Annotated in this window: 10 protein-coding genes and 2 pseudogenes; 5 read left to right on the forward strand and 7 right to left on the reverse strand. The window is 41.1% G+C overall.

What is annotated here, in order from left to right; translation table 11 throughout:
- Positions 1-106: 106 nt before the first annotated feature.
- A pseudogene (locus V7K48_RS00775) lies at positions 107-220 on the forward strand (KTSC domain-containing protein); the annotation flags it as partial.
- On the opposite strand, the gene V7K48_RS00780 reads toward V7K48_RS00775, so the two are convergent.
- Entirely contained in the window at positions 210-2,654 is a 2,445-nt protein-coding gene (locus tag V7K48_RS00780) for a hybrid sensor histidine kinase/response regulator (RefSeq protein WP_335068678.1), read from the reverse strand. The pseudogene V7K48_RS00775 and the gene V7K48_RS00780 overlap by 11 nt on opposite strands.
- A 469-nt stretch (positions 2,655-3,123) precedes the next feature.
- Here V7K48_RS00780 and V7K48_RS00785 point away from each other — a divergent pair, with 469 nt between their 5' ends.
- Positions 3,124-3,609 (forward strand): molybdenum cofactor biosynthesis protein MoaE, encoded by a 486-nt coding sequence (locus V7K48_RS00785; protein WP_335068680.1) that lies wholly within the window; start codon positions 3,124-3,126, stop codon positions 3,607-3,609.
- A 66-nt stretch (positions 3,610-3,675) separates the two neighbouring features.
- On the opposite strand, the gene V7K48_RS00790 is transcribed toward V7K48_RS00785, so the two are convergent.
- Both V7K48_RS00790 and V7K48_RS00795 read right to left on the reverse strand, forming a co-directional pair.
- Positions 3,676-3,912 carry a hypothetical protein gene (locus V7K48_RS00790; RefSeq protein ID WP_335068691.1) on the reverse strand — a complete coding sequence of 79 codons (237 nt, stop codon included), beginning with the start codon at positions 3,910-3,912 and terminating at the stop codon, positions 3,676-3,678.
- 5 nt (positions 3,913-3,917) lie between these two features.
- Positions 3,918-4,512: pseudogene (locus V7K48_RS00795) on the reverse strand (serine/threonine protein kinase); the annotation flags it as partial.
- Between V7K48_RS00795 and V7K48_RS00800 the strand changes: the two are divergent.
- Together V7K48_RS00800 and V7K48_RS00805 are read left to right on the forward strand one after the other, a co-directional pair.
- The gene (locus V7K48_RS00800; protein ID WP_335068693.1) at positions 4,459-4,590 is read left to right on the forward strand and encodes a hypothetical protein; all 132 of its coding nucleotides are present in this window, start codon (positions 4,459-4,461) and stop codon (positions 4,588-4,590) included. The pseudogene V7K48_RS00795 and the gene V7K48_RS00800 overlap by 54 nt on opposite strands.
- A 145-nt stretch (positions 4,591-4,735) precedes the next feature.
- Positions 4,736-5,056: a hypothetical protein gene (locus tag V7K48_RS00805; RefSeq protein WP_334974985.1), complete on the forward strand. Its 321-nt coding sequence runs from the start codon at positions 4,736-4,738 to the stop codon at positions 5,054-5,056.
- Positions 5,057-5,182: 126 nt separating this feature from the next.
- Here V7K48_RS00805 and V7K48_RS00810 read toward each other — a convergent pair whose 3' ends face one another.
- The 4 genes from V7K48_RS00810 to V7K48_RS00825 all read right to left on the reverse strand — a co-directional run bounded on the left by V7K48_RS00810 (position 5,183) and on the right by V7K48_RS00825 (position 8,577).
- Positions 5,183-5,506: a DUF2103 domain-containing protein gene (locus V7K48_RS00810; protein ID WP_335068682.1), complete on the reverse strand. Its 324-nt coding sequence runs from the start codon at positions 5,504-5,506 to the stop codon at positions 5,183-5,185.
- 5 nt (positions 5,507-5,511) lie between these two features.
- Positions 5,512-5,838, reverse strand: a complete 327-nt coding sequence (gene clpS, locus V7K48_RS00815) for an ATP-dependent Clp protease adapter ClpS (protein ID WP_335068684.1) — start codon at positions 5,836-5,838, stop codon at positions 5,512-5,514.
- Between the two features lie 323 nt (positions 5,839-6,161).
- Positions 6,162-8,192, reverse strand: a complete 2,031-nt coding sequence (locus V7K48_RS00820; RefSeq protein ID WP_335068686.1) for an FAD-dependent oxidoreductase — start codon at positions 8,190-8,192, stop codon at positions 6,162-6,164.
- A 148-nt stretch (positions 8,193-8,340) separates the two neighbouring features.
- Positions 8,341-8,577 (reverse strand): hypothetical protein, encoded by a 237-nt coding sequence (locus tag V7K48_RS00825; RefSeq protein WP_335068688.1) that lies wholly within the window; start codon positions 8,575-8,577, stop codon positions 8,341-8,343.
- Positions 8,578-8,876: 299 nt separating this feature from the next.
- Between V7K48_RS00825 and V7K48_RS00830 the strand changes: the two genes are divergently transcribed.
- Positions 8,877-11,210, forward strand: a complete 2,334-nt coding sequence (locus V7K48_RS00830; RefSeq protein ID WP_335068689.1) for a helicase-related protein — start codon at positions 8,877-8,879, stop codon at positions 11,208-11,210.
- Positions 11,211-11,284: the final 74 nt, after the last annotated feature.

Below are 11,284 nucleotides of genomic sequence, written 5' to 3' on the forward strand. Positions count from 1 at the left end.
GAAGAAACTTCCAAATATAATAAAGAATAGCAATTGGTTCGCGATAGACTATCGCGAACCACTCTTTCTTTTCCACATCCCGTGAAAAGTAAGAGGCGTAGATGAGGATACTTGGGAAGATTTACATTCTTCTGACTCAGTTGGCAGCTTTTTCAATCAAGAGATTAAAGGTAGATATGACTGCGATCGTCTAGATAATGACGATTGTACTATTGACTAATAACTGCATGTAGGGTTTTCAATAATTCTTGCGTTGTGTAGGGTTTGGGTAAAAAGACTGTATGTTCAGCTGTTTTGTCGATTGGTACTTGTTCACTTGTTGCAAGTCCACTAACAACAATAATCGGCAATAACGGATTTATGTTTTGCAATCTGCAAATGGTAGTTGCTCCATCCATATTGGACATGATCATATCGATAATTGCGGCACTAATTTTCTCTTTATGCTGGGCATAAATTGCTAATGCTTCCATACCATTACTAGCAGTAATCGCTGTATAATTATAGTTTTCTAAGGATGTTTTAGTAATTTCCTGAATGGCAGCTTCATCATCTACAACCAAAATGCATTCTCCAGAACCAGTTGGTATTTCTATATCTTCTAACGACTGGATTGGAACTTGATTAACAGCTGGGAAGTATACCTTAAACTTTGTCCCCTTACCTACACAACTTGACACGTTGATCAAACCACCGTGTTCTTTAATAATTGTCATTACTGTTGATAGCCCAAGTCCTGTACCTTTACCCAACTCTTTTGTTGTAAAAAATGGTTCAAATATTCTATCTAATATTTCACTGTTGATTCCAAGCCCCGTATCAGCAACTGTTAGGACAATATAAGCACCAACTGTAGCTTCTATATACATACTGGCGTAAGTTTCATCAATCCAAATATTCTCAGCAGATATTGTTAAAGTTCCGCCTGTAGGCATGGCATCCCGCGCATTTAGACACAAATTAATCAGTACCTGATGCAGTTGGGTACTATCAGCACAAATAGGTAACAATTCATCCTGAATTTCAATATAAACTGCAATTGATTTGGGAAATGTTTGTGAAATAATTGGCTGCATTTCTAAAATCAGGTGTTTAACTTGAAGCACAGTGCATTGATGCGTAGCGGCTTGTCCTTGGACATCGCCTCCAATTCCTCTAGCAAATGACAGCACTTGCTTTACCAAATCAGTACCACGTTTGGCATTACTTTCTATTATTGACAGTATCTGGTTAATCTGTTGATCGCAGCTTTTAGCTTTAAGCAGATGTACTGACATCAAAATTGGTGACAACACATTATTTAAATCGTGAGCAATGCCACTCGCAAGAACGCCTATACTTTCCATGCGTTGAGCATGTAAAAATTGTTTTTCTAGTTGTTTTTTCTGGGTAATATCAGTATCAATGACAAGGATTGATTTGGCTTGAGAATGTTGATCATTTATCAGCGTCCAGCAACTTTTAACGATGAGTTTTTTGCCAGATTTGCTGGTTTTTTGTAACTCACCTTGCCAAGATCCATCCTTTAAGACAGTCTGATAAATTTCTAGGTTTTGTGACAAAGATTCAGTGGACAAAAGTTCATCTGACTGCTTGCCTATAGCTTCTTCTGACTTCCAACCGTAAAGTTTCTCAGCATTTTTGTTCCATAATAAAATTTTGTTCGACAAATCTTGTACAACAATTACGTCAGTGACAATATCCAGCAATGCCGCTTGTTCGCGGATTTTTTGTTCTACTTGCTTGCGTTCAGTAATGTCCTCAGCCACATAGGCAAATTGCATCCGGCTACCGGAATTTACCCCAATTGCTGAGACTGTCGCTGACACCCATATTTGGCCTTGAGGAGTCTCGTCAGAATATTCAAACTTGACGGGTGATTGGGTACGTTCCGCTTGACGGTAGTGATGAATCCACTGGGACACATGTTTGTTTGTTGCACCCATCTCTCGCACTAGGCGATTTTGCATTGCTTCTGGCGTGAGTCCAAAGAACTTCGCTGTGGCCGGGTTATCCGAAATATGCAGGATGTCATTATCTACCAACTCGGCAATTCCGATCATTAGTGGCGAACTGTTAAAAAAGCTGCCGAAAGTAGATTCGCTTTGGTGTAATGCTTCTTGTGCCTCTTTGTACTCCTGTTTAACGCTTGCCAGTTCAACTAAGTTCCGCCGGATCTCTAGTTGTCTAATTACCATGTGGCTAAGAGTTTGCAGTACTTCCACCTGTTTGGGACTGATTTGGCGTGGTACGCGATCAACTATACACAGAGTCCCGATCGCTTCTCCTCCTGATGCTAACAAAGGTATGCCTGCATAAAATCTCACACTAAGTCCAGCATAAGTTACTATAGGATTCGTCGCAAATCGTTCATCAGCTAAGGTGTCAGGAATAATTAAAACTTCGCCACTTTCCATACAAATTGGGCATAACCCAGTATCTCGTGGCATTTCCTGTACATCTAACCCCACCTTGGCTTTGAACCACTGACGGTTAGAGTCAATTAGATTAATCAAGGCGATCGGTGTGTTACAAATCTGTGCGGCTAAGAACGCTAGATCGTCGAATGCTTCTTCTGGTGGAGTGTCGAGAATCTGGTACTGAAGCAGAGCCTCAAGCCTCGCTGCTTCATTGTTACACACTAAAGATTCCATTAAATTGTTCCTAACTATTGCCGAATGACAATTTGACCTCGTGTTACTAAAAAATGTGGATTTACAGCGCTTTTTATAGGTAAGCCAGTGCAGTCTTCTCCCAAGTGGATCAATTGGCGTTGGGCATTGCCACCTATATCTCAAATGATTATTTAAATAATTGAGCAAGCATATAGCTTGATGACTTTAATTATACTAATATACTTTCAGAAGTATGATCGCGAGTTTTGGTCATTTTAAGTAAATTTTAGAAGATTTACACCCTGATAATTTTTTGTTAACAGATAAAATTACTTGCACTAAAATAGGTAAGCGGTAATATATGCAACTAAGTTAATAAATTTCTTGATTACTTTTATCCGAAAAAATCCTTGTTTTGCCCAAAAGCATTAGCAAGAGCAACTAAATATACACTAGCAGCCTTTTGTTCAGAGACAATAGAAAAAGCCCACATAATACCAACGCACTTATGACGACTACACTTGCCTCTGCTGTTAAACCAAAAGCCGAAGATAGTTTTGCCATTAGCTTTGCACCATTGTCTGTTGAAGAAATCTATGCCAAGTCTGACGATCCAGCCAATGGTGCTGTGGTTATGATGAGTGGCGTGGTTCGCAATCAAACCGATGGTAAACCTGTAATTGCTCTAGAGTATCAAGCTTACGAACCGATGGCATTGCAGATATTTTATCAAATTGCTGCTGATATTCGCTTATCTGCGTCTGATGTAAATCGGGTAGTGATTCATCATCGCACTGGACGCTTGCAAGTTGGAGAAATTAGCGTTTTAGTAGCAGTGGGTTGTCCTCATCGAAGTGAGGCGTTTGAAGCTTGCCAGTATGCTATTGATACCCTCAAACACAATGCCCCGATTTGGAAAAAAGAGCATTGGGAAGATGGTTCTAGCCGCTGGGTAAGTATTGGCGCTTGTGAAACATCAGCAGAAAATTGTTAACATTTCTGAGATTATTGAACACGCAGCAATTAGTAAACTATAGCAATCCTATTTGAGTTGTGAAAACTATCGAACCGCCTTTCCAACTCTTGGAGAGGCTGCGCCAACGGAACGCTGTGCGTTCGCGCAGCGTCTTGCAGAGAAGCCGCCAAGGCGTCTTTCCATGAGTTGAGAAGGATCGCACCCATGAACTCGAAGAACTGCGTGGCACAACTGATTGAGATCCAGCCCTAATTCGCTAGCATACTCCAATAAATTGCCATCATTGAGGAATCTCTGACGCTCAAACAGAAGATTGTGCATTTGCCTACTTCTTTGTCTCCTCCATACAGCTTTTGAGGAATTTGAAACCAAGCCGAAACATCTTGAAGACCCAGTTGAATGCGATCAATTTTACCAATTTCTTCTAATTGGTAAATACAGATTTATAAATCCGCTTTGATTCCCCAAGCACTCTGATAGCGTTCTTCTGCATTTTTCGCCATCAGTTTCAAAATATTATCTGAAACTGGTTTGGGAATCGTCACATTCACTTCGTGAGGTGGAACAGGCGCTTTGGTAATATGACAATAGACTAGCTCAAGAATATCTGTTATCGGAAACAGCAGATGTCCCGTTAGAAGTTCGTATAACGTCACACTGAGGGAGTAAAAATCGGTGCGGTAATCGAGTAAACAGTTTATCCGCCCCGCTTGCTCTAGAGATAAATAGGTGAGTGTCCCTTCTAATACATGAGGACTTTTGAAAGTCAGATTTGTGCAATTAAATTGGGTAGCAATCCCGAAGTCAATAATTTTGACAACGCCAGTATCCAGATTGAGGACGATGTTTCCAGGGTTTATATGTTTGATGAATGACATTAACTGCATGGATTTTGCCCAGAATGTCGCTCATAGCGATCGCTTGTTAAACCTACAGAATTGGTATTTCCTGCTTCAATCTGCGATCGCCTGCTTAACAAAAATATTTAATTTTCATTAAAAATATCTAGATTTGCAAAACAACAATTTTTGTTGCATTTATTTACATCTGGATGACTCTATTGAGGTTTGTAAATATTTTGTATTTCTGCAAGGAATATTCCTTTAGACTGAATTTCAAGTGAAAAATGTGGGGATAAACACAAATGCATTCGTTAAATATATTTTGTCACGAATTTGTAGTTGCTGTTTCCTTTGTGGCTTGCGTTATTGGACTGGTGTTACTGTGGGACGGTAAGCAGCAAAAAAATGATGTGGAAGAAACAGAGCAGATTCTGTTTAGAATGAGCTTTACTTACTGGCTAGTTTACTGTGTAGCCTTTGGCATAGAGAAAATAGTTTTACCCGACTGGGAATCTGTAATAATGACTTTGAGAATAACTACTGCTCTGTCATATTTTTTAACTTTTTCTTGCATTGTTAGTCTGCCACTACACAAATTTGCAGTCCACCGTGTTGAGGAATAGTCATGGGGCATAGGGGAATTAGGCGCGAAGGACAGGTTTACCGACTTGTACCCCTCCGGGGAAGCAAGCTACGCTCTTAGCGTTCCCGCTATGAGAGCAACTGGTGTGATTGGGAATTAAGGATGATTAAGATTTCATCGCGATCGCTAATGCCGTTTCCAGTTCTGACTGCGCCAAAGGGGTCAAAATAAACACCTCTTGTACCGTCTTCCCCTGCCGCGCAATTACTTTATAGCCGCCGCGAATTGGTACTGAAACACGCAGTTGCATTTTTGGACAATGACCTTTTGACCGCCCAATCACTCCCGGCGTCACGGTTTGGATGCCATCGTGCTGACAAAGACGTTCTAAAATTGGGATGAGACCAGGAAGGTGTGTCGAGTGGTTCCAAACCAGTCTGCCAGCTTTTTGCGAAGCCGCTCGGAGAGGATCTACGGTGGGTTTGCCCATGATAATTAAGCTGCTTCTAGAGGTGCCATTGTCAAACCTGCTCGGCGCAGCTGCTGGTGATAAAGTTCCGCAGGTTCTTGGGGACCAACCCAGACGATTGCTTGACCTTCATAGTGTACCTGATTAGTCAGATCCCACGCGCGATCGCCATTCATCCCTGGAATATATTTCATCAAACATTCAGCTACATATTGGAATGTATTAAAATCATCATTTAATACAATCACTTTGTAATTCGGATAAGTCTTACGGGTAACTTGATTAGACCGTTCAGGAGCTATAGTTGGTGCTGTGGCCATCCCGTAAACATCTGCTGAAAGTGTCGTAACCATAGAACAATTGGTCAAGAGGATTTTACAAAACTACACTATAAACAACTAGTTTAGTCCATTGTCTGGGGACTAGGGAGTTAGGAATTAGGAGTTAGGAGTAAGAATTTTAGATTTTAGACTTTCCTGCAGAACGCTACGCGAACGGCTACGCTCAGTCGAGCGATTTTGGATTAAAGAATTGAAATTTAATCCAATCATACGCTCTCTACGAGACGCGCAAGGGACGCGGACTCGTTGGCGCAGCCTCTTATAGAGAAGAGAGCTGCGCTATCGTCAATTCCATTATCCAAAATTGAATTACCCAATGCCCAATGCCCAATGCCCTATCGCCAATTATCCCAGTTTTCGTTAAAAATGGATGTATCGGGGAAGGCGGTGGGGTTGCCATTTTGTTGCAAAAGCCGTTTGAGTGCTTCCAGTTGTGGCTCTTGTTTGGGTAAATCATCGACTAGTTGGTAAGGTGCGATCGCATTTTTGATGGCAAAACTAGCAACAGTCCCAGCAGCTGCGCCAGATGACCATTCAAAGGAATGGACTCGATAGGCCGCAGCGGCAATATGACTAGTAGCAATGCTTTTGCCTCCTACCAGCAAATTATCAATTTTCTGGGGAATCATCGCCCTCAGAGCAATTTGGAAGGGATAGGCTTGGCCAGCACCACGTCTTTCGCCTGGATATTCTGTGTTACCAGGGGCTTCTGGGGGACTATTCACCATGCAAGGATGGAAATCTATGGCGTAGTGACCAATACCCACAGCATCGGGAAAGACGGTAGAACGAGTCCGCCGCATTGCTTTGTCTGGTGAAACTTTACCATCAATTACTGATACTGCTTCCAAACCTGCAAGTGCTGCTCGTAGTCTACGATACATATCTGCTGGCAGAGTCTTGGGGTAATACAGATCATTGTAATCTCGGCGAGAAATATCAATTTCCCAAATACCAAAGCCTTCGGGTTGCCCCCAACTAGGGCGGCCAATGATGCGCCGTCCTTCGCGCATGTAGGGATATTTCGATAAGCCATGTACTGTCCCCATCGGGGAATTTAGCCCTGACAACAAGCGGTTATTAGCTTGCTGCTGCTTTATACCCTCCCCCAGTTGAGAATCTGTAGTCCCAGCTACCAACCAATAATAGAAAGATAGGGCATTTTCTTCAGCTTTGCGGAGGGTTTCTGTTCGCAATCCTCCCATCCAGCCCCCTGGTTTTAACTGCCCAGTACTTTCTAACTGTTGGCGAGTGTAAATCAGGTTATCTTGGGCTGTTCCAGGGCGGTAATCATTACCCCAAGTCCAGTTTTGCATGGAGATGTCCCCTGGTGTAGAAGCAGTAAAATTTACACCGCCAAATTTTGCTGGTTTCCCTTTGTTTGGACTCCAAATGCGCCGATAGGTGAAAACCAAATCAAAGTTAGCCAGTCGCGTTAACTCATAGCTGAAATATGGGGCGTATTGTGAATAAAATGGGGGCATCGGCTGCGGTTGTGGTTCCTTGGTTGCCTCCATTGCAAAGGTGTAGGTAAAGCCTTGAGGGCAATATGGATCATTGTTGGTGCTGGAAGCAGAAGGTTCCAGGTAGGAACGGGCATCAATGCCTAATCGGTAGGGGACATCAGCAAGGGCGATAATTTCTCCAGTTTCGCTGGTGTCTACGACGTACCATTTAGGAGCATCCCCTTCCGCTGCCTTGGGGATAAAACGGAGAATAGTTTTAGTAAATCGAGATGAGTTTTCGTAGCTATAAGAATCTTCAATACTTTGAGATAAAGTAAAAGTATTGAGAGGTGGTGCGCCTTTTGGTGGTTGATGTTGGATAGCGATCGCACTATTAATTATTTTGCCATCAGCAGCGATTTCCAAATCTTTAATTACCGTGTTGGGAAACCATTGCAACTTCCCTTTGCCCCGCTTTTCGGCATCTTTAAGCATCTGGGTCAAAATGGTGTGAGCATCGCGGGGAAGAAAGCAGGATTCACTTACCCAGCAGTTACCGGGGTTAAGTTTACCGTATTTGCGCCCAATCCGGTTTCGCAAATCTAGGTAGCCGCGAGAATAGAATTTGAGAGCTCGCTGAGTTGGGCGTTCGTCTAACGCAGATGTCCCTTGAGCAGAAATTTGTCCTCCTAGCCAGTCAGTAATTTCCGTGAGGCAAACCGTTCGTCCTGCTAGCAACCCCTCGTAAGCTGTGGCGACGCCAGATAGTCCACCACCCACAACTAAAATCTCGCAATTGACACTTTTATCTGGGGTTCTCGGTGGTGTGGCGTTTACCCCATCAAATGCAACTAAGCTAGATATTAAATTGAGACTGATCAGCGATGTTAAGCTATAAGCTACTTTGTGTCTGCGCTTCATGGTTAAAAAAACACTCCAAATCCTGTGTCACCTTGTAGAAGGTAGCATCCAAGAAATGTTCATCACAAGTTTATAAGAGTAAATATATTTAAATACAAGTTTTACACCTAAAATACTGAGTCTGGAGGCTAAATTTACCTTGAAGTTATTAAGCTGAGTTAAAAGTGCTGATTGCTGAGTACTTTTTTACACCGTATTGGGAGTTTACCAGTAAGAGAAAACGATCATGATCGCGCCAGTGGTTATCCAAATCATTTTCGCCAAGATGTTTTAATTCCCTGAGTTCTTGCCCTAAATGGCCTGTACCGTTACTGCCAACGAGCGATCGCGTTATTTCCTGAAACAAGCTCATTTTGCGTCGTTCGGACATACCAGAAATGCGCATGGGTTCTTTGTTTTGGTGAAATTGGGGAAGAAATTTGAAGTGGCTTTGAGCGATTGCCTCTCTCGCCCTTATTCTGGCATCAAAACACCTTGCGGATTACCAATGTGGAAACAGGCGAATCTCAAAAGTAGAACTTTCCAGAAATAGTCTGCAAATTAGAACCACTTAAATTCGTTAATAACTGCTAAAAAGTAACATAATTAACCAAATTTAGTTCAAATGTATTATCTTTTATAGTTTAAATGTACTATTATCTAATCTAGCTTGAATCTAAGCCATCTTTATATAAACATCGAGTTATGATTGATTCTCCGCCAAAATCCTGGTTTGCTCCCAAGACAATCTATGAAGAAATCCAATACTACTTCCCAACGTGTCAATCAAAAATTCGTATTGCATCTGGCTGGTTTACCGTAAACGGCTGGGATCTGATTCGAGATGTTGTAAAAGGAAAGTATGTTGATCTGTTGGTTGGAATTAACGAACGAACTCAAAGACAAGACGAAAGACACGCACAGCGCCTTCTGATCCAAGAAATCAAGAAAGATTTAGCAACAGGATCATCACCAGGTAATCGTCGTCAAGCTGTAGTAGATCTAGTTGAGAAAATTCAAACGGGTCAATTTCGGATTGTTGATGCACGCGCTATGAAACATCATGCAAAACTTTACTTTGTTGACTGTAATGTTGTCATCATTACCTCAGCAAATTTAACTAAAAATGGCTTAATGAAACAGGTTGAAGCTGGTAATCCACTGATTCATAAAGAGGAAGTTGTAAAACTTGTCAAGGAATTTGATGAATATTTTGCCGAAGCAGTAGATTTAACTCAGAGACTACTTAAAGCTCTCGAAGATTGGTTGAAACTTGCTTCTCCGTGGGATATTTACCTCAAAACCTTACTTGCTTTTGAGGATGTAGAACTTGATAACAGGTATACTCCGCCAACGAATTATCAAAGAGCAATGATTGCTGAGGCTTTACAGAAAATAAGCGATTATAACGGAGTGATGTTGGTTGCCTCAACAGGACTTGGAAAGACCGTTGTTGCTACTCATATCGCCTTGACACTTTTTAGAGCAGATAAAATTCTACATGTATTGATTATTGGCCCCAAATTAGTAAAAAGGCAATGGGAATCTGAATTTATTGATGCGGGTGTCCCTCAGACCTATATCGGCTGTCAAGCTTTAGATAAAGAAGATCCAAGCGATGATTGTAATCTTGAACACTTTATCGAAATAGAAGAAAAAATAAATAAGCAATGGCTCATTATTATTGATGAATGCCATCAATTCAGAAATTGCCATGATAGTGCAGAAGGGCCTAGAAGGCGCTCATTCCAAAGATTGATTTCACGAATTAAAGAAAGTGGCTGTAAAGTCTTACTTCTCACTGGTTCACCTTATTCTAAAGATATTAGGAATCTCAATCACCAAATTTTGCTTCTACCTCACACTGCGGAAATTGAAACTTTTTCGGATAAACAAAACAAAAAAAATTTCAATTGGCATACAAATAGTATAAAAGGATTTATTAACTTACCTGTTGTGTCTCAACTAACTACACCTTATGTTGCACAACAGTATGGACAGAAGCTAGAGACTGGCATATTAATTGAGTTTGGACAGCAAAAGCGATATATTCCGCTTGTAAAGTTATATCGAGTTAATTTCCATTTATTCAGAGAAAGTGAAATTTCTCAAGTTTTTAGGGATGGTTGCTTTACTGTTAAAGATCCTCCAGAATCACGCAAGTTTATAGAAACGCAAGCAGAAGTTGCCTGGGCCAGTTCACCGTGGGCACTTCGTGAAATTATCAAAAAAGTTATTAACACTCCAGGCAAGCCAAACTTGTCATATGACTTTGAGTTCAAAATGTCTCAATCTCAGCGCAGTGAACTACTACAGCCGCTCCTAAATCGATTAAACCAAATGCAGTTTACTGATGATCAGAAGCTTGCATCTGTATGTAATATTCTCCAAGAAATTCACTCTAGTAATAAAAAAGTTATCATTTTTTGTGAGCGTCGTGCAACAGTGGCTTATCTAGTGAAAGCTATTAATGCTTTACTTCCCCATTTAAGAGTATTTGGCACAATTAAGCTAAGAGAAGGTCAGTACGTACCTATGAGCGATCGAGATATTTTTCAGGCAATTAAAAAGTTTGCTCCAGTTGCAAACCGAGCCGAAGGAAAGTATGAAGAGACTTACGAAGTTTTTATTTCAACTGATGCTCATGGTGTTGGCATTAACCTACAAGATGCACCTGTAGTTATCAATTACGATCTAGCTTGGACAGCAATTGAGCCTACACAAAGAGCAGGTCGTGTTCTAAGACCCTGGATTGAACCGCGTACTGTGGAGCTTTACACTTTTGTTCCACTGCTAGAAGGTGATGCTTTACGAGATTTAGGTATTGCAAAACGTTATAGTAACCTGACAAATCGCCACAGTCAATCTCAAGAAATTATGGAGCTTCCTGTTCTATCTATAAATGAGAAAGAAGAAGTTAATTTTTTCAATAATACATCCAAAGTCACAATTCAATCGGGTGTACTTGATTTAGAGGCTTTAGTTGATGATAATATATCGCCATTTTATCACCATGCATCTAATACCAATTTTATATGAAGCTGCATATAATGGAGAAAAGAAACTCGATAAATTAAAATAGCCATGAGCCGCCCTTTTAAGATTGAAATCGC

It is taken from the genome of Nostoc sp. (genome assembly GCF_036919615.1).
Taxonomy (GTDB): Bacteria; Cyanobacteriota; Cyanobacteriia; order Cyanobacteriales; family Nostocaceae; genus Nostoc.

Excerpts from the sequence above, each read along its gene's own strand:
- V7K48_RS00780 (WP_335068678.1), bottom strand. The coding sequence starts at position 2,654 with ATGGAATCTTTAGTGTGTAACAATGAAGCAGCGAGGCTTGAGGCTCTG.
- V7K48_RS00785 (WP_335068680.1), top strand. The coding sequence starts at position 3,124 with ATGACGACTACACTTGCCTCTGCTGTTAAACCAAAAGCCGAAGATAGT.
- V7K48_RS00790 (WP_335068691.1), bottom strand. The coding sequence starts at position 3,912 with ATGCACAATCTTCTGTTTGAGCGTCAGAGATTCCTCAATGATGGCAAT.
- V7K48_RS00800 (WP_335068693.1), top strand. The coding sequence starts at position 4,459 with ATGAATGACATTAACTGCATGGATTTTGCCCAGAATGTCGCTCATAGC.
- V7K48_RS00805 (WP_334974985.1), top strand. The coding sequence starts at position 4,736 with ATGCATTCGTTAAATATATTTTGTCACGAATTTGTAGTTGCTGTTTCC.
- V7K48_RS00810 (WP_335068682.1), bottom strand. The coding sequence starts at position 5,506 with ATGGGCAAACCCACCGTAGATCCTCTCCGAGCGGCTTCGCAAAAAGCT.
- clpS (WP_335068684.1), bottom strand. The coding sequence starts at position 5,838 with ATGGTTACGACACTTTCAGCAGATGTTTACGGGATGGCCACAGCACCA.
- V7K48_RS00820 (WP_335068686.1), bottom strand. The coding sequence starts at position 8,192 with ATGAAGCGCAGACACAAAGTAGCTTATAGCTTAACATCGCTGATCAGT.
- V7K48_RS00825 (WP_335068688.1), bottom strand. The coding sequence starts at position 8,577 with ATGCGCATTTCTGGTATGTCCGAACGACGCAAAATGAGCTTGTTTCAG.
- V7K48_RS00830 (WP_335068689.1), top strand. The coding sequence starts at position 8,877 with ATGATTGATTCTCCGCCAAAATCCTGGTTTGCTCCCAAGACAATCTAT.